A 17079-nucleotide genomic window follows, 5' to 3' on the forward strand; every position below is an offset into this window, starting at 1 on the left:
GGTCAGAGCTCCAGCACGAGCTCCGCGCAGCACGCGCGGGCGCAGGGCCACGGGTCGCCGCACGCGGTGCAGCCGGTCGTCGCGGGCAGGTGCGTGTCCAGCACGTGCACCGCCCTGGTGCGGTAGCGCTCGAGATCGGACTCCCAGTCGTGGCGGGAGGCCGCGGTGGCACTCGTCATGGTCATCAGTCCTCGGGTCGAGGTTGGTGTAGACCAGGATGCACCTGTGCGGCGTCGTTCGGGCGGCAATTTCCCGAATCACGACGATCGGCGGGTCGCGAAGGCGACACGCCGAACAGAACACGCGTCGATCGGGTGGGAAAGGCGAGTCCCGATGGCCCCGCGCGGCATCGTGCGGCCGTGGACATTCCTGCGTCGCCGGGCGTGGTGACCAGACCGTGCGGGACGCGCTGGTCAGGCAGTTCAGCGGGTCACCGTGGTCGGTCGCCCCCGCGCACCGACCAAGCGACGCCGACGCGGACCATGCCGTGCGGTGCACGTGGATCAAGCTCGTCGAGCACGTCGACCGGATCGGTGAGCCCGAACGACCTGCCGGCCCGCTCGCCACCGTATTTCCTCCGGCGGCTGTCCCTCTTCCCAGGTACGACAAGAGGAGGAAGAGCCATGACCTGCTTCATCCTGCCCGCCCACCTGCTGATCGAGCTCGCCGAGTCCGGCGGCGTCGACCTCCGCGACACCATCGGCACGCTGCTCGCCTCGTCGGCCCTGCGGTCGCAGCGCGAGGTGCTCACCGAGGCCGTGCAGTTCCTCGACGTCAACGCCGCCCAGCTGCGCGGGCCGTCCAGCGAGTTCAAGGCCGTGCACGACGTGCAGGGCGGTGACGAGCGCACGTTGCCCGGCGTGCTCAGACGCAAGGAGGGCGACGGCGCGGTGGCCGACTCCGCCGTCAACGACGCCTTCGACAACGCCGACCGCACCTACGACTTCTACCGCGACGTGCTCGGCCGGCACAGCGTCGACGGCAACGGTCTGCGGCTCGTGTCGTCGGTGCACTTCGGCAGCGGGTTCGACAACGCCTTCTGGGACGGCACCCAGATGGTCTACGGCGACGGCAGCGGCAAGGTGTTCCAGGTGGGCGCGCTCGCTCGCGACACCTCCGTGGTCGGCCACGAGATCACGCACGGCGTCGTCCAGTACACGGCCGGGCTGCGGTACCGGAAGCAGTCGGGTGCCCTCAACGAGTCCATGGCCGACGTCTTCGGCTCCCTGGTCAAGCAGCACGCGCTCGGCCAGTCCGCAGACCAGGCCGACTGGCTCATCGGCGCCGGCATCCTCGGCACGCAGCTGCAGGGCGTCGCGCTGCGGTCGTTGCAGGACCCCGGCCGCGCCCACCAGCTCGACCGCCAGCCCGCCCACATGCGCAACTACGTCGACCTGCCCGACGACGGCAACCCCCGCAACGACAACGGCGGCGTCCACATCAACTCCGGCATCCCCAACAAGGCGTTCCACCTCACTGCGACCCGGCTCGGCGGCAACGCCTGGGACCGCGCCGGCAAGGTCTGGTACGACGCCCTCGCCACCAAGCTGCGGGTCAACTCGTCCTTCGGCGACGCGGCGGCGGCCACGGTCGCGAGCGCCCAGGCGTTGTTCGGGGCGGAGGTCGCGACCGTGGTGCGGTCAGCCTGGGACGACGTCGGCGTCCGCTGACTTGACCTGGCACAACAGCGACGACCACTGGTGGGCCGTGAGCGGGAGCTCGACCGACGGCGACTTGCTGTCCCGGATGCCGACCCCCTGGCCCACCTCGACGCAGTTGCCGTCGTTAGCGCTGTAGCTGCTCTTCCGCCACCTGGTCACCACAAGACTCCTCACCGATGATGTCGGTGATCAGCTTCCTCGTCCGCTCCTCGTTCAACGCCGTCCGTCCGAGTGACTTCACGACGTTGCCGTAGAGACCGACGGAGAGCTGGTCTTCGAGGAAGACGTTGGCGCCGTGGCTCTCCAGGTAGACGATCGGCGGGATCTTCTTGAACTTCAGCAGGTCGAAGTCACCGGCGAGACCCGCGTGCGGTCCGGAGGCCGTGGGGACCACGCGAATCGTCAGGTAGGGCCGCACGGACAGGCGGAGCAGGTGGTGGAGCTGTTCCGCCATCACGTCCGCGTTGCCGACCGGGAGCCGTCGAGCACCGACCGCTGGCGCACGCCACGGCTGCGGACAACCGCGGGCACGTCCTCCTGCAGGTTCACGGCGGAGTCGGCGAGGTGCAAGGTGTAGTCGGGCACCTGCAGCAGGCCGTGGACGACGTTCATCGACCAGCCGGTGATCTCCGACGCGATCCGCTCGTGCTCCCGCAACGTGCGTGCGCGGTCCGGTGTGCCGGATCCCTTGGGCTGCAACCAGTCCCTGATGTGCGTGTCGTGGTGCAGGGTCATCAGGTGGTCGTACTCGGCGGGCGGTGTGCGCAGCAGGCCCAGCAGCTTGGCGAGGTCGACGTCGGACGTGCCGTCCTTGCCGTTGACCAGCTCCGAGACCTTGGCCTCCTGCCAGCCCAGCAGCTCGGCGGCCGCGCGGTTGGTCAGGTCGGCCGACCGCAGCAGCGCCCGTATCGCGTCGCCGAACTCGCGGCCGCGCACAGTGGATCTCCGCAGAGGCATGCGGGGACGGTAGAGGTGGCGTTCCGTTTGGTTCCACCCGTTCCTCGCAGGTCAACCTGAAAGCGTGCCGTTTGGAGCGCTGCCAAAGCAGGTGGTCAGGGTGCGACGGCCCGGCGGACGGTGTCGCGCAGCAGGTCACGGCGGCGTTCGTGGTCCTCGGCTGGTTCGTCGAGGACGGCCGCGTAGACGTTGCTGACAGGGGACCACGCCATCGACATCGCGATGACCATGGCCATGAGGTCGAACGGGTCGCCGGCGCGGACGAGTCCCACGTCCTGGGCGGCGGCGATGGCCTTGAGCTTGGCGTCGTCGCGGCGCTGGGCGGGGTCGACGAGCAGGCCGGCGGGGCGGCGTTCGAGGCGGGCCCACGTGGCGAGGCGGATGAGGTCGGGGCGCTGGAGGTACTCGTCGTAGAGGCGCACGGCCCAGCCGGCGAGGTCGGTGGCGTCGATGGGGACGACGTTGACGATCCGGTCCAGCGAGGCGAAGAAGATGGCGTCGAAGAGCCCGTCCTTGTTGCCGAAGTAGGCGTAGAGCTGGGCTTTGTTGGTGCGGGCCGCGGCGACGACGCGTTCGATGCGGGCACCGGCGATGCCGTGCTCGGCGAACTCGGCGGTGGCGACGTCGATGATGCGGTGCCGCGTGGCCTCGCCCCTGGCCGTCAGCTGCTGGTCGGACATGGTCCGCACTCTACTGACAGAACAGTCGGTTTACTTTGCCGCCGGGCGCGCGTACGTTGAAATAGACCGAACAGTCTGTTTGAAGGAGCGTCATGCGCAGCACCACCGGCTGGCAGTCCCACGGCACCGACGAGTTGCAGCGGGTAGAACTCTCGCGACGGGACCTCCGCCCCGACGACGTCGCCGTCCGCGTCGACTTCTGCGGGGTCTGCCACACGGACCTGCACGCCGTCCGCCGGCACGAGGACAAGCCGCTCGTGCCGGGACACGAGTTCACCGGCGTCGTCACGGAGGTCGGTCCGGACGTGACCGCGTTCCGCGTCGGCGATCCGGTGGCGGTCGGCAACATCGTCGACTCCTGCGGTGAGTGCGACATGTGTGCGGCGGGGCAGGAGAACTTCTGCCGTGAGTACCCCACGCTGACCTACAACGGCACCGACCGTCATGACGGGACGACGACGCTGGGCGGGTTCTCGCGGGAGTACGTCGTGCGGGAGAAGTTCGCCTATCCCCTGCCGTCCGGGCTGGACCCGGCGGCCGCGGCGCCGTTGATGTGCGCCGGGATCACCGTGTGGGAGCCGCTGCGCGCGTTGAACGTGGGGCCGGGCATGCGCGTCGCGGTGGCGGGACTGGGTGGGCTCGGGCACCTCGCGGTGAAGTTCGCCGCGGCGATGGGTGCCGAGGTCTCGGTGGTGAGCCGGTCAGCGGGTCGTGAGGCGGAGGCGGTCAAGCTCGGCGCCCGTGACCTCGTGGTCTCCACCGACGAGGAGAGCGCCGCCGCGTCGCGCGACCGGTTCGACGTGCTGATCGACACCATTCCGGTGGCGCACGACGTCGGCCCGTACCTGAAGCTCGTGGCGATGGACGGGACGCTGAGCCAGGTCGGCTACCTCGGGTCGCTGACCGTGGAGACGATGGACCTGCTCCTCGGCCGCAAGAAGCTCAGCTCCGGAGGCAGCGGTGGCGTGCCGGCCACCGCCGCCATGCTGGAGTTCTGCGCTGCTCACGGCATCACCGCCGACGTCGAGGTGCTTCCGTCGGGACAGGTGGTCGAGGCTCTCGACCGGCTCGAGCGCGGCGACGTGCGCCACCGGTTCGTGCTCGACCTGTCCGACCTGGGCTGACTCGGGCGACCGTGGCTCAGGCGACCGGGCCGAGCAGGAAGCCGCCGTCGGCCAGCAGTTCGGTGCCGGTGGCGAAGCGGGCCTGGTCGGAGGCCGCGAACAGGATGAAGTCCGCGATCTCCGCCGTGCTCGCCTGGCGCGGGATGGCGAAGCTGCCCACCGGGACGAGCTCGGTGCCGTCGGGACCGTAGGCGAGCGGCGTGCCGATGATGCCGGGGTGCACGGCGTTGACCCGGATGTTGTCGCGGGCCAGCTCCTTCGCGGCCGCGCGCATCAGGCCGCGCAACGCCCACTTGCTGCTGCTGTAGGCGACGAGACCGGGTGCGGCGGTGAGGCCGGCGATGGAGTTGACGTTGACGACCACGCCGCCGCCCGCCTTGCGCATCGACGGGGCGGTGGCGCGGATGCCGAGCAGCGCGCCGGTGAGGTTGGTGTCGAGGACGCGGCGGAACTCGTCGAGCTCGATGCTCTCGGTCGTGCCGACGCGCAGGTAGGCGGCGTTGTTGACCAGGACGTCCACGGGTCCGAAGCGGTCCTCTGCCGCGGCGACCGCGTCGGCCCAGTCCTGCTCGCTGGTGACGTCGAGCCGGACGCCGAGCGCCGGGCCGTCGAGGGTGGCCGCCAGGTCGTCGGCACCGCTGCGGGCGGCGACGACGGTGTTCGCGCCCGCCTTGGCGAGCTGCTCGGACAGCGTCGTGCCGAGCGCTCCGGTGGCGCCGGTGACGAGGACGGTCTTGCCGGTGAAGTCGAACATGGCTGGCTCCTTCTGGGTTACGCGCTGGTTGGTGGTGGGTCAGTTGGCGACGAGGACGTCGTCGGCGTCGGTGGAGTGGGCGAGGTCGCGCGAGGCCTTCAGCGCGTCGAGGCGGTCCTGCAGTGCGGCGGTGCCGATCGCGTAGGCATCGGAACCGAGCGTCAAACGCAGCGGTGCCTCGGCCTGGTCGGCGGAGGCGATGATCGCGGCGGCGATCTTCTCGGGGTCGCCGGGCGTCGGCAGCGGCGGCAGCGCGCCGGAGAGGACGCCGCGGAGGTAGCCGGACGGGCCGTCGGCGTACTCGGGCAGTGCGTCTCCCAGCACCGAGCCGCCGGTGCCGAAGTTCGTCCGCGCCATGCCGGGCTCGACCAGCGTCACGCCGATGCCGAACGGCGCGAGCTCGGCGGCCGCCGACTCCCAGAAGCCCTCGATGCCCCACTTGGTGGCGTGGTAGAGGCTCATGGCGGGGAACGCGACCTGCCCGCCGATGCTCGCGACCTGCACGAACCGCCCGCCGCCCTGGGCGCGCAGGTGCGGGGTGGCGGCGCGGGCGAGCTGGATCGAGGCGGTCAGGTTGGTCGCGATCTGCCGGTCGATCTGGTCGTCGCTGAGCTCCTCCGCCGCGCCGAACAGGCCGTAGCCGGCGTTGGAGACGACGACGTCGATCCGTCCGAGCTCGCCGAACGCCTCGGTCACCACGGCGCGCAGTGCGTCGGTGTCGGTGACATCGAGCCGTGCGTGCCACAGGCGGTCGCCGTAGCGAGCCGAGAGGTCGTCGAGGGTCTCGACACGGCGAGCGGTGGCGGCGACGCGGTCACCACGCTCCAGAAGCTGTTCGGTGAGCTCGCGGCCGAAGCCGGAGGACGTGCCGGTGATGAACCAGGTCTTCATGTCCGCTCCTCGGTAGGTAACTAACTAGATACATTCGTACACCCCCGCGGTCCTGATGTAAATACCCAGATGGTTATGTACGATCGGCGTATGCCACCCGATGCCACGGAGACCAAGCGCCGCCTGATGAAGGCCGCTATCGACGAGTTCGCGACCTACGGCCTCGCGGGGGCGCGGGTCGACCGGATCGCCGAGCAGGCGTCGGCGAACAAGCGGTCGATCTACATGCACTTCGGCGCCAAAGAGGAGCTGTTCGACCGCGTCGTGGGCGACTGCATGGCCGAGCTGGCGGCGGCCGTCGCGGTCGACGCGGGCGATCTCCCCCGCTACGCCGGCGCGCTGTTCGAGCAGCTGGAGACGCGCCCGCACGTGCGGCGGCTGTACCTGTGGGCCGGGCTGGAACGCCAGCAGCCCGTCGAGGCCGAGGTGGCGGAGTACCGGCGCAACGTGGCCGCGATCGCCGCCGCGCAGGAGGCGGGGACGGTCCGGTCCGACATCCCGGCAGTGGAACTGCTGGCCATGGTGGTCGCGCTGGTGATCAGCTGGGACACCGCGTCGTGGTCGCTCAAGGCGCTGAGCGACTCCTTCCCCGGACGCAAAGCCGCAGTTCAGGCCGCAGTCACCGGTCTTGCTCGACCCTAGGTTTGCTCGCGTGTGCTAATTTTTGCTCATGCGAGCAAAATCCGTGACGGAGCAGGCCCGGCGTGCGCAGATCGTGTCGGCCGCCATCGCCACGATCGCGGAACTGGACTACGCCGAGACGTCGTTCAAGGCGATCGCGGCACGCGCGGGGCTGAGCAGCACCGGGTTGATCTCGTACCACTTCGGGAACAAGCAGGAGCTCGTCGACGCGGTGTTCGCGGACGTCCTCGACCGGTTCCAGGACTTCGTCGGCGCGCGCCTGGGCCAGTCGAGCCCGCGTGAGGAGCTGCGGGCGTTCCTGGCCGCGAACGTGGCGTTCCTGCGCGCGCACCGCGCGGACATGCTCGCGTTCCTGCGGATCAGGGCGCACGCGGCGGTCGCCGACGGGGGCATCGCCGACTCCGATCACGTGGAGCTTGCCGCGCTGCTGCGCCGAGGACAGGAAGCCGGCGAGTTCCGCGCGTTCGACCCGGACGTCATGGCGGTGTTCGTGCTCGCGATGCGCAACGGCGTCGTACTGCGGTCCGGGTCGCTCGACCTCGACGTCTGCGAGAGGGAGCTGGTCGCGGCCGTCGAGCTGGCGACGGGAACTTAGCCGTGCGCCTGCTGTTGTCCGTGTTGCTGCTGGTCAGTGGGGAGGCGGTTGCGATGCCATCGGACATCGTCACGACGGACACCGGTCAGATCAGGGGCGAGGTGCGGGACTCGAGCCTGGTGTTCGAGGGGGTCCCGTACGCCCGTGCGGCGCGCTGGGAGCCGCCGGTCCGCGCGGCGTCGTGGGAAGGGGTGCGCGACGCCCGCGCGCCGGGGAGCCCGTGCCCGCAGGTCGGTTCGAGCTACTCCGAGGAGCGCAGCACGAACGAGGACTGCCTGTTCGCGAACGTCACCACGCCGTCGACGACCGGCCGCAAGCCGGTGCTGGTGTGGATCCACGGCGACGGCGCGGTCGGAGCCGGGCACTTCTTCCACGCCGAACGCCTCGCCCGGCAGGGGGACGTGGTCGTGGTGACGTTCAACTACCGCATGGGCGTGCTCGGCGGCTTCGGCCTGCCGGGCCTGCCGCACTCCGGCGAGTTCGGGCTGCTCGACCAGCGCGCGGCGCTGGAGTGGGTGCGGCGCAACATCACCGCGTTCGGCGGCGACCCGGGCAACGTGACGCTGTTCGGGGTGTCGTTCGGCGCGACGGCGGTGAGCGCGCACCTGATGGGGCCGCGGCCGTTGTTCCACAAGGCGATCATGCACAGCTCGTTCACGCTGGTGGACGTGCCGAGGGGAGCCTGGTTCCCGGGCCTGGAGGCGTTGCCGTCACTCGCCTGGCGGCCGGTGGCGGAGATCGAGGGGCTCGGCGCCTGGGTCATGGCCGAGCTGGGCTGCCCAGATGTCGAGTGCCTGCGGGCGCTGCCGGCCGAGAAGCTGCTGGACCACCCGCAGATCATGAACATCTTCCAGGCGACGGGGTACGGCGGCACGCTGCTGCCGCGCTCCCCCGCCGACCTGCTGGAGGCGGGGGAGTTCGCCCCGGTGCCGATCCTGGCCGGGGCGACGCGCGACGAGCACAACAGCTTCGTCGGGCTGTTCCGGCCCGAGCCGATGACCGCCGACGACTACGCGGCGCTGGTGCGGGACGCGTTCCCCGACCGCGCGACGGAGATCCTGGCCGAGTACCCGCAGAGTTCCAACGCGTCGCCGAAGCAGGCGTGGGCGGCGTTGCTGACGGACCGCATGTGGGCGCGATCGACGTTCCGGCAGAACACCTTCTACGCGCGCACGGCACCTGTGTACGCGTTCGAGTTCGCTGACCGTTCCGCGGCCACGGATCCGTCGTTCCCGCCGGAGCTGCACGGAGCGAACCACTCTTCGGACATCGACTTCCTGTTCCCGGATAAGTCGTTCTCGAAGGATCGTGGGCTGTCCGACTACATGATCCAGGCGTGGACCGACTTCGCCCGTGACGGTTCTCCCGGGTGGCCGCGGTTTTCGGAGGGGCAGTACGTGCAGTCGTTGGCGCCCGGTGCGATCGGGCCGGTCGACTACGCGGCGGAACACCGGCTGCCCTTCTGGGAGTGACCGGGCGCCCGGCTCGTGCGGCTTCTCCCCCGACGCCACCCGGCACGGGCACGGGTGGCTACCCTGGATGACGTGCCCGGCACCCCCAGCTCGCGAACCCCCGCGTACCTCGTGCGGGTCCTCGCCGTGCTGGCGTTGGTCGCCGGGGTCGCGATGATGCAGGGCACGCCGTGCGAGACCGAGTTCGCGTGGACCGCGCAGTGTGCGACGACGTCGGCCACGGCCACGTACGTCGCCGATGCGGTCGACGACGGCTCGTCGTTGCTGGAGGGCATCCTCGTCGCGGGCTGCTGCCTGATGGTGGCGCTGGCGGTGCTGATCGGCTTCGCCGTGCTGCGGCGCTCGTCGTTCGCGGTGCGGCTGCTGCGCCTGCCCGCCGCCCTGTCTCCCCCTTCACGCCGGCTGGAAGTGCGGCTGGCCCAGCTCTGCGTGTTGCGCGCCTAGACCGAACCCGTTCCGCGGTCCTTTCGGTTCCTGCTCGCACACGTGGAGTTCTGCCATGTCCAAAAACGCACGTCTGTCCTTGATCATCGTCGCCGTCGTGGCGGTGGTGGTCGCCGGGTTCCTGCTGTTCGGCCGTTCCGACACCACCGCGCTGGAGACGTCCGGCGACGGCAAGGTAACCGTCGTCGAGTACCTCGACCTCGAGTGCCCTTCCTGCCGCGCCGCCTTCCCCGGCGTCGAACGGCTCAAGACCGAGTACGGCTCACGGGTCACGTTCGACCTGCGGCACTTCCCGATCCCCAGCCACCGCAACGCCGAACTGGCCGCCGTCGCGGTCGAGGCCGCCGGGGCTCAGGGCAAGCGAGACGAGATGTTCCGGGTGCTCTACGACGCGCAGCCGGAGTGGGGCGGGCAGCAGACGTCCCAGCGCGCGGCGTTCGTCGGGTTCGCCTCCGAGCTCGGGCTCGACCAGGCGCAGTTCGAGAAGGCGCTGGACGACGCGTCGCTGCGGGAGCGGGTGCTCGCCCAGCGCACGGAGGGCGGCAAGGCCGGGGTGCAGGGCACGCCGACGTTCTTCGTCAACGGGGTCAAGTTCGCCGGCGCGCCGACCTACGACGCGCTGAAGGCGGCCATCGAGAAGGCCCTGTCGTGAACCAGCCTGCCGTGAACCAGCCTGCCGTGAATCAATCTGTCGTGAACCAATCTGGCGTGAACCGGATCGTCGCCTGGGTGCTGGCGGTCGGCGGAGCGATCGGCCTGGTCGCGTCGTTCGTGCTGACGATCGAGAAGATCGCGCTGCTCAAGGACCCGTTCTACATCCCGACGTGCAGCATCAACCCGGTGCTGAGCTGCGGCTCCGTCATGAAGACCGCGCAGGCGGAGGTGTTCGGGTTCCCGAACCCGCTGCTGGGGATCGTCGGGTTCGCGGTGGTGACGACGGTCGGTGTGCTGCTGGTCGCGGGCGTCTCGTTGCCGTCGTGGGTGTGGATCGGGCTGCAGGTCGGGGTGACGTTCGGCGTGCTGTTCGTGCACTGGCTGATCGTGCAGTCGCTGTACGAGATCCGCGCGCTGTGCCCGTACTGCATGGTCGTGTGGGCGGTGACGATCCCGATCTTCTGGTACGTCACTCTGCGGAACATCCGGCCCGCGTTCCAGTGGCACAGCGTCGTGCTCGTGCTGTGGTACCTGGTGATCGCGGGCGGGGTGCTGCAGGCGTTCTGGTTCTACTGGTCGTCGCTGGTGTGACCTGGGTGGGGCTCGCCGCCGGCGAGCCCCACCGGCTCAAGCGAGCACTTCGCGCAACCCGGCGATCCCCGTGAAGTGGTGCCCCAGCATCCCCGCCTCCCGAGCCGCCGCCACGTTCTCCACCTTGTCGTCCACGAACAGGATCTCCCCGTCACCGAGCCGCTCCCGGCACCACTCGAACGCCGCGCGCTCCGGCTTCGCGGCACCGATGCGGCACGAGAACGCGCACACCTCGAACAGGTCGAGCCACGCGTAGGTGCGTTCGAAGTTCTGCGCGTGGTCCTCGGGGATGTTGGACAGCAGCGCGATGCGGCGGCCGGCGTTGTCCAGCTCGTGCAGCAGGGCGACCATCTCGTAGTCGACGCGGCTCCAGCTCGCCACGTCCTGCTCGACGAGCGGAGGGTGGCCCACCAGAGACCAGTACTCCGAGGCCGTCACGTCGCCGCGGTCGTAGGCCGGGCGGTGGGCCCAGTAGGCGTCCCAGAACTCCGGCGAGGTGCTCATCGTGTCCATGACCTCGCGCGACTGGTCGCGGGCGATCACGCCGAACATGTCGAACAGCACGATCATGCCGTCACCACCGCCACTCCCGCGGCGCTGAGGCCCTCGTCCCCGTCGGCGTCGGTCACCACGGCGTCCAGCGCGGACGCCGGTGCGACGAAGGCCAGGGCGGTGCGGGTCAGTTTGGACGCGTCGACGGCGGCGATCACGCGGCGGGCCGAGGCGATGGCGGTGCGTTTCACCGAGGCGTCTTCCAGGTCGAACGCGGTCATGCCGTGCTCGGCGGACAGGCCGCAGCAGCCGATGACGGCGGTGTCGAAGCGCAGGGCCTGCAGCGAGGCGAGGGTCAGCGGGCCGGTCAGGGCCAGCTCGCCGAGGCGGGGGCGGCCGCCGGGGACCAGGAGTGTCACGGTCGAGGACGACGACAGGGCGTTGACGGAGTGCAGCGACAACGGCATGACGGTCACGCGCCGGTCGTGCAGCAGGCGGGCGACTTCGAGGCACGTGGTGCCGCTGTCGAGGACGACGGACTCGCCGTCGGCGATCAGGCCCGCGACCGTGGCGGCGATGCGGCGCTTGGCGTCCATGTTCTCGTCGGAGCGCAGTGCGAACGGGGGTTCGGAGCCGCGCAGGAGCAGGCTGCGGGCGCCGCCGCGGTAGCGTTCGAGGACGCCCTGGGCCGCGAGGACCTCCAGGTCGCGGCGGATGGTCATCTCGGAGGCGCCGGTCAGCGACGCCAGGTCCGCCACGCCGAGGGAGCCGGCGTCGCGGACCGCCTCGGTGATCTGCTTCAGTCGGGACACGGTCGCGATTGAACACGAGTGATGTGCGGAACTCAAGCTTTCGAACACGTCCTACGTTCGTTAGCGTGTGTGCCGTGAGTGCTCTCAAGGCCGCGCGGGTGGCCACCTTCACGTACTTCGCCCTCAACGGGTTCCTGCTCGGGCTGTGGCTCGTCCACATCCCGACGGTCGAGGACCGCACGGGCATCACCCACGCGGAGCTCGGCCGGCTGCTGCTGTTGCTCGGGCTGGGCGCGTTCCTCGGCATGCGGGTCGGCGGCAAGGTCACCGACCGCCTCGGCGTGAAGCTGGTCGTGCCGCTCGCGGGCGTGGTGTGCAGCGTGACGGCGTTCCTGCCCGGAATCGCCTTCGACCAGTGGACGCTCGGGGCCGCGCTGCTGATCTTCGGCTTCGGCAACGGGCTGATCGACGTCAGCATGAACGCGCACGCCGTGGTCGTGGAGCGGCACTACAACCGCCCGGTGATGTCGGCGTTCCACGCCACGTGGTCGCTGGGCGGTGTGGCGGCGGCGCTGACCGGTGCGCGGACGTTGGGCTGGGAGCTCTCCCCCGCGACCACGCTGGGCGCGGCGGCCGTGCTCGGCGTGATCGTCAGTCTCGTGACGGCCCGGCTGCTGCTCGACGAGAAGGAAGAGCAGCACGCCACCGAGCAGACCGGCGCCAAGCGCAAGGCACCCCGCAAGATCTGGATCATGGCCGTGCTCGCCCTGCTGGTGATGCTGAGCGAGGGCGCCGCGAACGACTGGAGCGTGCTGCACCTGCAGGACGTCCTCGACGCCTCGCCGGAGATCGCGGCGTTCGCCTACGGCGCGTTCGCGACGACGATGACCGTCGGGCGGCTGATCGCGGACCGGGTCACCGCGAAGATCGGGCCGATGGCGGTGCTGCGCTGGGGTTCGGTGATCGGCGCTGCAGGCATCGCGACCGCGGCGCTGTCGCCGGTCATCTGGCTCGCGCTGGTCGGCTGGGCGATCGCCGGCATCGGGCTGTCGGGCACGGTGCCGCAGCTGTTCAGCGCGGCGGGTCACGCGGAACCGGGCGCCGCGGGCGTCAACGTCTCGCGCGTCGCCGGCCTCGGCTACCTCGGCGTGCTCGCCGGACCGGCGGTGATCGGCTGGCTGACGCACTTCGTGCCGCTCAACATCGCGTTCCTGCTGCCGGTCGCGCTGTGCCTGGTCGCGGCGCTGTCGGCGGGTGTGCTGCGCACCGCATCGACCGAGGAGCGGGTCTCGGCGTAGAACATGCCTCATGGATCTTCCCCAGACTGATCTGGCAGCACTCGATCTGACGACCGCGCACCTCGCCGACGCGTGCGTCCGGGCCCACATCCCGGTCCGCACGGTGAGCCTCAAGCCGGTCGTCCCCGGCACGAAGACGGCCGGCCGCGTGCTGCCCGCCCGGCACGCGGGCAGCGTCGACGTCTTCCTGGAGGCGCTCGGCCGCGCCGAGCCCGGTGACGTGCTCGTGGTCGACAACGACGGTCGCACCGACGAGGCCTGCGTGGGCGACATGATCGTGCGGGAGGTGCAGCTCGCCGGCCTGGCGGGCGTCGTCATCTGGGGACTGCACCGCGACACGCAGGAGCTCCGCGAGATCGGCCTGCCGGTCTTCAGCCTCGGCGCGAACCCGACCGGGCCGCTGAGCCTGCGCGACCGGGCGCCGGAAGCCCTGTCGACCGCCGAGGTGGACCAGTGGACCGTCACGACCGACGACCTCGTGTTCGGCGACGACGACGGCGTGCTGTTCCTCCCCGCCTCGCACGTGGACTCGCTGCTGGAGAAGGCGCGGTCCATCCGCGACGTCGAACGGGCGCAGGCCGAGCGCTTGAGGCAGGGTGAGTCCCTGCGCGACCAGCTGCGGTTCGACGAGTACCTCGGGAGCGGGCTCACCTTCCGCGAGCACCTGCGCAAGATCGCCGGCGCCGTCGAGGAGTGAGGCCATGATCTCTGCCAGATACCGGGCGCGGGCCGACGCCTTCGAGGCGAAGGTCGCGAACGTGCGAGCGGACCAGTGGGGCAGTCAGTCGCCATGCGCGCGTTGGACGGCCCTCGAGGTCGTCGACCACGTCATCGACATGCACGGCGTGATGCTGGGAGTGCAGCTCCCCCGCACCGAGGACCCGCTGACGGACTTCCGCGAGGCCCGCCGCCAGGTGCAGGAGGCGCTCGACTCCGACCGCGCCCGCGACGAGGTGTCCACGCCCGGCGGCCCGATGACGCTCGAGGACCACGTCGACCAGGTCGTGAGCGACGACCTGGTGCTGCACGGCTGGGACCTCGCCCGCGCCACCGGCCAGGACGAGACCATCCCGCCGGACGACGTCGACCGGCTCTGGGCGGCGACGCGGTCCGTGCCGCCCGAGCTGATGGAACGCTTCCGCACGCCCGGCGCGTTCGGTCCCGGCATCGAGGTCTACGGCCCGGAGGTCCCGGTCGCCGAGGACGCGTCGGCGCAGGACAGGCTGCTCGGGTATGTGGGCCGGGACCCCTTGTCGAAAAACTTCTGAGCACTTCGACGCGTCGGTGCAAAGGGCCACCGCTGAGAGGACCACGAGAGATGGACTGGACCCTGGAAGTCATCGTCGTACCGGTGTCGGACCTCGACCGGGCGAAGCGCTTCTACGAGGAGCAGCTCGGGTTCGAGGTCGACCACGACACGACGTTCAACGAGGACACCCGGATCATGCAGCTCACGCCGCCCGGCTCCGGCTGCTCGATCGTCATGGGCAAGGGGATCGTGAAGGGCGAGCCGGGCACGCTCAAGGGCGTGCAGCTCGTCGTGTCCGACCTGGAGAAGGCACGGACGCAGCTCCTCGAGCGCGGCGTCGAAGTCGGTGAGATCGTGCGCATGAACGAAGCGGACGGAGGGTCGTTCGTCTTCTTCGACGACCCGGACGGCAACAGCTGGGCCGTGCAGGAGATCAAGGCCCGCGCGACCGGTGGGGAGTGGAAGTGAAGTACATGCTGGTCAGCTACGGCGGCAGCCAGGAGGACTGGGAAGGGCTCGCCGCGTGGTCCGACGAGGACATGCACCGCATGATCGGCTACATGCGCGACCTGGACGCCGAGCTGCGCGCGTCCGGTGAGCTGCTGCAGTCCGAGGGCCTGAGCGGTCCGGCGCGGGCGTTCGTCGTGCGCGGGTCCGACGACGGCCCGGTCGTGGTGGACGGTCCGTTCGCGGAGTCCAAGGAGGTCATCGCCGGGTACTGGGTGGTGGACGTCGACAGCCACGAGCGGCTGCTGGAGATCGCACGCAAGGCGTCCGCGTGCCCAGGGCCGGGCGGAAAGATCCTCAACCAGCCGATCGAGGTGCACCCGATCATGTCGGCGCCGGACGTGGACCCGGAGACCCTGGCGCCGTACCAGAAGTGACGCCCGCGGCCGGGGTGCTCGCGCCCCGGCCGCTCACCGCATCATCTGGACGTCCCGCACGCCGCTCCGCTGCAACCGGTCGAGCTTCTCCCGCGCGTCGGTGCCCTCGGTCGGGAAGAACACCAGGACCTTGGTGTCCTGCTCGGGCGACAGCAGGACCTCGCAGGTCAGGTGCAGGACGCCGACCTGCGGGTGGACGACCCTCTTGCGGTCGTGCAGGCGCACGGCGACCTCGTGGCGTTCCCACAGGGCGCGGAACTCCTCGCTGACCGCCAGCAGGTCGCGGACCAGGCCGGTCACGTCGGGGTCGCCGCCGCGGCGCGCGTGGGCCGCCCGCATCTCGAGGACGTGGGAGAGCGACTGCCGCGGCCAGTCCTCCCGCGGGAACCAGGCGCGCAGGTCCGGGTCGGTGAACCACCGCCACAGGAAGTTGCGCGCACGCCCGGCCCCGCTGTCCGGCAGCGGTCCGAACGCCAGGTCGGCCAGCGCGTTTTGCCACAGGGTCTCGCTCAGGTCGGAGACGACGCAGGCCGGAACGTCCTGGAGGTGGTCGAGCAGCATCATCACGCCGGGCCGCACCCGTCCGCCGGACATCCGGGGCGGCGGCGTGAACCCCGCCAGGTGGTACAGGTGGTCGCGTTCGTCGAGGTCGCACCGCAAGGCGACGGCCAGTGCCGCGACGATGGGCTCGGACGGGTTGGCGCCGCGTGACTGCTCCAGGCGGGCGTAGTAGTCGGCGGAGATGCTGGCCAGCTCGGCCACCTCGTCGCGCCGCAGACCGGGGGTCCGCCGCACGCCCCGGCCGATGTCGTCCGGGCGCAGCAGCTCACGGCGGCGGCGCAGGAAGTCCGCGAGGCCGGGTCGGTCGATCACGGCACCAGTACACCAGCCGGGACCAGGCTGTCCCTGGCTGGCGCGCGGCCCTCGCAAGATCATGGACGCATCCCGCCAGTCCAGAAGGAAATGACGTGACTTCGATCCTGATCACCGGTGGCCACTCCGGCATCGGTCTCGCCGCCTCCCGGGCACTCGCCGCACGGGGCTTCGACCTGGTGCTGGCCGGTCGCAGCCCCGACCGCATGGCCGAGGTGGCCGCCGCGCTGAGGTCCGAGCACGGCGTGTCCGTGACGCCCCTGGCGCTCGACCTGGCATCGCTCGTCTCGGTCCGCGAGGCCGCCGCGCGACTGCGCACGCTGCTCGACTCGGGCGAGGTCTCCCCGCTCGACGCGATCCTGTGCAACGCGGGCGGCCGCCTCGGCGGTGACGTCACCTACAGCGCCGACGGCCACGAGATGACGTTCGCGGCCAACTGCCTCGGCCACTTCCTGCTGGTGGAACTGCTGCTCCCAGCGCTGTCCGAGAAGGGCAGAATCGTTTACACCGCCAGCGGCACCCACGACCCGGACACCCTGGACGGCAAGCTGGTGGGCGCCGTCGTGCACCCGGACGCCATCGCCCTCGCCTCCACGGGCAAGAACGGCGCGAAGCCGGTGTCGTCCGAGAAGCGCTACACCACCTCGAAGCTGTGCACTGTCATGTGCGCCTACGAGCTGCACCGCAGGCTGCGCAAAGCGGGTAGTGCGGTGTCGTCGATCGCCTACGACCCCGGTTCGGTTGCGGACACCGAGTTCATGCGCGGCATGCCCGCACCGGTGCGGCGGCTGATGGGCAGCGGCGCGCTGAGGTGGGTCATGAGGCGGATCGGTGTCACGACGTCGGAGGTGGGCTTCTCCGGTGCGTCGCTGGCGGCGCTGGCGGTGGACGCCGGGTACGCGTCCGGAAAGTACTTCCAGGCCAAGGAGGGGGTGCTGGCGGAACGGCGGTCGAGCCGGCTGTCGTACGAGGAGGCGCTGGCCGGGAAACTGTGGGAGGACTCGAAGGTGCTCGTGGGGCTGACGGTCGACGAGGAGCCCGCGGCGCTGCGGTGAGTGAGGAGCCG

Annotated in this window: 22 protein-coding genes and 1 pseudogene; 14 read left to right on the plus strand and 9 right to left on the minus strand. The window is 70.5% G+C overall.

Going from position 1 to position 17079, the window contains the following annotated elements; translation table 11 throughout:
- Positions 1-2: 2 nt before the first annotated feature.
- Positions 3-179, minus strand: coding sequence for a hypothetical protein (locus ACFWV3_RS02160; RefSeq protein ID WP_382407241.1), 177 nt, complete (start codon positions 177-179; stop codon positions 3-5).
- 444 nt (positions 180-623) lie between these two features.
- Between ACFWV3_RS02160 and ACFWV3_RS02165 the strand changes: the two genes are divergently transcribed.
- A complete protein-coding gene (locus ACFWV3_RS02165) occupies positions 624-1670 on the plus strand; it encodes a M4 family metallopeptidase (RefSeq protein ID WP_382407243.1) in 1047 nt (348 codons plus the stop codon).
- Here the strand turns inward: ACFWV3_RS02165 and ACFWV3_RS02170 are convergent.
- The 3 genes and pseudogenes from ACFWV3_RS02170 to ACFWV3_RS02180 all read right to left on the minus strand — a co-directional run bounded on the left by ACFWV3_RS02170 (position 1641) and on the right by ACFWV3_RS02180 (position 3298).
- Positions 1641-1820: a DUF397 domain-containing protein gene (locus ACFWV3_RS02170; RefSeq protein ID WP_382407245.1), complete on the minus strand. Its 180-nt coding sequence runs from the start codon at positions 1818-1820 to the stop codon at positions 1641-1643. The two genes, ACFWV3_RS02165 and ACFWV3_RS02170, sit on opposite strands and share 30 nt — an antisense overlap.
- Positions 1786-2618, minus strand: a pseudogene (locus ACFWV3_RS02175) (Scr1 family TA system antitoxin-like transcriptional regulator). Before ACFWV3_RS02175 ends, ACFWV3_RS02170 begins: the two are co-directional and overlap by 35 nt.
- 95 nt (positions 2619-2713) lie before the next feature.
- A complete protein-coding gene (locus tag ACFWV3_RS02180) occupies positions 2714-3298 on the minus strand; it encodes a TetR family transcriptional regulator (RefSeq protein ID WP_382407247.1) in 585 nt (194 codons plus the stop codon).
- A 92-nt stretch (positions 3299-3390) separates the two neighbouring features.
- Here ACFWV3_RS02180 and ACFWV3_RS02185 point away from each other — a divergent pair, with 92 nt between their 5' ends.
- Entirely contained in the window at positions 3391-4422 is a 1032-nt protein-coding gene (locus tag ACFWV3_RS02185; protein WP_382407249.1) for an NAD(P)-dependent alcohol dehydrogenase, read from the plus strand.
- A 16-nt stretch (positions 4423-4438) separates the two neighbouring features.
- Here the strand turns inward: ACFWV3_RS02185 and ACFWV3_RS02190 are convergent, their stop codons facing one another.
- Both ACFWV3_RS02190 and ACFWV3_RS02195 read right to left on the minus strand, forming a co-directional pair.
- Positions 4439-5176, minus strand: a complete 738-nt coding sequence (locus ACFWV3_RS02190; protein WP_382407251.1) for an SDR family NAD(P)-dependent oxidoreductase — start codon at positions 5174-5176, stop codon at positions 4439-4441.
- 39 nt (positions 5177-5215) lie between these two features.
- Entirely contained in the window at positions 5216-6067 is an 852-nt protein-coding gene (locus ACFWV3_RS02195) for an SDR family oxidoreductase (protein WP_382407253.1), read from the minus strand.
- Positions 6068-6157: 90 nt separating this feature from the next.
- Between ACFWV3_RS02195 and ACFWV3_RS02200 the strand changes: the two genes are divergently transcribed.
- From ACFWV3_RS02200 to ACFWV3_RS02225, 6 genes are all read left to right on the plus strand, one after another.
- Positions 6158-6709 carry a TetR/AcrR family transcriptional regulator gene (locus ACFWV3_RS02200; RefSeq protein WP_382407255.1) on the plus strand — a complete coding sequence of 184 codons (552 nt, stop codon included), beginning with the start codon at positions 6158-6160 and terminating at the stop codon, positions 6707-6709.
- 28 nt (positions 6710-6737) lie between these two features.
- Entirely contained in the window at positions 6738-7304 is a 567-nt protein-coding gene (locus ACFWV3_RS02205) for a TetR/AcrR family transcriptional regulator (protein WP_382407257.1), read from the plus strand.
- A gap of 53 nt (positions 7305-7357) precedes the next feature.
- Positions 7358-8776 (plus strand): carboxylesterase/lipase family protein, encoded by a 1419-nt coding sequence (locus ACFWV3_RS02210; RefSeq protein WP_382407259.1) that lies wholly within the window; start codon positions 7358-7360, stop codon positions 8774-8776.
- A gap of 72 nt (positions 8777-8848) precedes the next feature.
- The gene (locus tag ACFWV3_RS02215; RefSeq protein WP_382407261.1) at positions 8849-9220 is read left to right on the plus strand and encodes a hypothetical protein; all 372 of its coding nucleotides are present in this window, start codon (positions 8849-8851) and stop codon (positions 9218-9220) included.
- A 55-nt stretch (positions 9221-9275) separates the two neighbouring features.
- Positions 9276-9872, plus strand: coding sequence for a DsbA family protein (locus ACFWV3_RS02220; protein ID WP_382407263.1), 597 nt, complete (start codon positions 9276-9278; stop codon positions 9870-9872).
- A 41-nt stretch (positions 9873-9913) separates the two neighbouring features.
- Complete coding sequence (locus ACFWV3_RS02225) at positions 9914-10465, plus strand: vitamin K epoxide reductase family protein (protein WP_382407265.1); 552 nt, start codon at positions 9914-9916, stop codon at positions 10463-10465.
- A gap of 36 nt (positions 10466-10501) precedes the next feature.
- Here ACFWV3_RS02225 and ACFWV3_RS02230 read toward each other — a convergent pair whose 3' ends face one another.
- A complete protein-coding gene (locus ACFWV3_RS02230; protein WP_382407267.1) occupies positions 10502-11035 on the minus strand; it encodes an HAD-IA family hydrolase in 534 nt (177 codons plus the stop codon).
- Entirely contained in the window at positions 11032-11769 is a 738-nt protein-coding gene (locus ACFWV3_RS02235; RefSeq protein ID WP_382407269.1) for a DeoR/GlpR family DNA-binding transcription regulator, read from the minus strand. Before ACFWV3_RS02235 ends, ACFWV3_RS02230 begins: the two co-directional genes overlap by 4 nt.
- Before the next feature lie 74 nt (positions 11770-11843).
- Here ACFWV3_RS02235 and ACFWV3_RS02240 point away from each other — a divergent pair, with 74 nt between their 5' ends.
- From ACFWV3_RS02240 to ACFWV3_RS02260, 5 genes are read left to right on the plus strand one after another with little or no spacing between them, the layout of a single operon-like run.
- Positions 11844-13007 (plus strand): MFS transporter, encoded by a 1164-nt coding sequence (locus tag ACFWV3_RS02240; protein WP_382407271.1) that lies wholly within the window; start codon positions 11844-11846, stop codon positions 13005-13007.
- A gap of 10 nt (positions 13008-13017) precedes the next feature.
- Positions 13018-13704 carry an RraA family protein gene (locus ACFWV3_RS02245; RefSeq protein ID WP_382407273.1) on the plus strand — a complete coding sequence of 229 codons (687 nt, stop codon included), beginning with the start codon at positions 13018-13020 and terminating at the stop codon, positions 13702-13704.
- Positions 13705-13708: 4 nt separating this feature from the next.
- Positions 13709-14275 (plus strand): TIGR03086 family metal-binding protein, encoded by a 567-nt coding sequence (locus tag ACFWV3_RS02250; protein ID WP_382407275.1) that lies wholly within the window; start codon positions 13709-13711, stop codon positions 14273-14275.
- A 50-nt stretch (positions 14276-14325) separates the two neighbouring features.
- Positions 14326-14724 (plus strand): VOC family protein, encoded by a 399-nt coding sequence (locus tag ACFWV3_RS02255; RefSeq protein WP_382407277.1) that lies wholly within the window; start codon positions 14326-14328, stop codon positions 14722-14724.
- A gap of 5 nt (positions 14725-14729) precedes the next feature.
- Positions 14730-15140, plus strand: coding sequence for a YciI family protein (locus ACFWV3_RS02260; RefSeq protein WP_382408136.1), 411 nt, complete (start codon positions 14730-14732; stop codon positions 15138-15140).
- 33 nt (positions 15141-15173) lie between these two features.
- Here the strand turns inward: ACFWV3_RS02260 and ACFWV3_RS02265 are convergent, their stop codons facing one another.
- Entirely contained in the window at positions 15174-16013 is an 840-nt protein-coding gene (locus ACFWV3_RS02265) for a helix-turn-helix transcriptional regulator (RefSeq protein ID WP_382407279.1), read from the minus strand.
- 95 nt (positions 16014-16108) lie between these two features.
- Here ACFWV3_RS02265 and ACFWV3_RS02270 point away from each other — a divergent pair, with 95 nt between their 5' ends.
- On the plus strand, positions 16109-17068 hold the full coding sequence (locus ACFWV3_RS02270; RefSeq protein ID WP_382407281.1) for an SDR family NAD(P)-dependent oxidoreductase: 960 nt from the start codon (positions 16109-16111) through the stop codon (positions 17066-17068).
- Positions 17069-17079 lie beyond the last annotated feature (11 nt).

This window comes from Lentzea sp. NPDC059081 (genome assembly GCF_042738015.1).
In the GTDB taxonomy this organism is placed as follows: domain Bacteria; phylum Actinomycetota; class Actinomycetes; order Mycobacteriales; family Pseudonocardiaceae; genus Lentzea.

Bases quoted from the DNA above. Each gene is read 5' to 3' on its own strand.
- ACFWV3_RS02160 (WP_382407241.1), bottom strand. From the start codon at position 179: ATGACGAGTGCCACCGCGGCCTCCCGCCACGACTGGGAGTCCGATCTC.
- ACFWV3_RS02165 (WP_382407243.1), top strand. From the start codon at position 624: ATGACCTGCTTCATCCTGCCCGCCCACCTGCTGATCGAGCTCGCCGAG.
- ACFWV3_RS02180 (WP_382407247.1), bottom strand. From the start codon at position 3,298: ATGTCCGACCAGCAGCTGACGGCCAGGGGCGAGGCCACGCGGCACCGC.
- ACFWV3_RS02185 (WP_382407249.1), top strand. From the start codon at position 3,391: ATGCGCAGCACCACCGGCTGGCAGTCCCACGGCACCGACGAGTTGCAG.
- ACFWV3_RS02190 (WP_382407251.1), bottom strand. From the start codon at position 5,176: ATGTTCGACTTCACCGGCAAGACCGTCCTCGTCACCGGCGCCACCGGA.
- ACFWV3_RS02195 (WP_382407253.1), bottom strand. From the start codon at position 6,067: ATGAAGACCTGGTTCATCACCGGCACGTCCTCCGGCTTCGGCCGCGAG.
- ACFWV3_RS02200 (WP_382407255.1), top strand. From the start codon at position 6,158: ATGCCACCCGATGCCACGGAGACCAAGCGCCGCCTGATGAAGGCCGCT.
- ACFWV3_RS02205 (WP_382407257.1), top strand. From the start codon at position 6,738: ATGCGAGCAAAATCCGTGACGGAGCAGGCCCGGCGTGCGCAGATCGTG.
- ACFWV3_RS02210 (WP_382407259.1), top strand. From the start codon at position 7,358: ATGCCATCGGACATCGTCACGACGGACACCGGTCAGATCAGGGGCGAG.
- ACFWV3_RS02220 (WP_382407263.1), top strand. From the start codon at position 9,276: ATGTCCAAAAACGCACGTCTGTCCTTGATCATCGTCGCCGTCGTGGCG.
- ACFWV3_RS02230 (WP_382407267.1), bottom strand. From the start codon at position 11,035: ATGATCGTGCTGTTCGACATGTTCGGCGTGATCGCCCGCGACCAGTCG.
- ACFWV3_RS02245 (WP_382407273.1), top strand. From the start codon at position 13,018: ATGGATCTTCCCCAGACTGATCTGGCAGCACTCGATCTGACGACCGCG.
- ACFWV3_RS02250 (WP_382407275.1), top strand. From the start codon at position 13,709: ATGATCTCTGCCAGATACCGGGCGCGGGCCGACGCCTTCGAGGCGAAG.
- ACFWV3_RS02255 (WP_382407277.1), top strand. From the start codon at position 14,326: ATGGACTGGACCCTGGAAGTCATCGTCGTACCGGTGTCGGACCTCGAC.
- ACFWV3_RS02260 (WP_382408136.1), top strand. From the start codon at position 14,730: ATGCTGGTCAGCTACGGCGGCAGCCAGGAGGACTGGGAAGGGCTCGCC.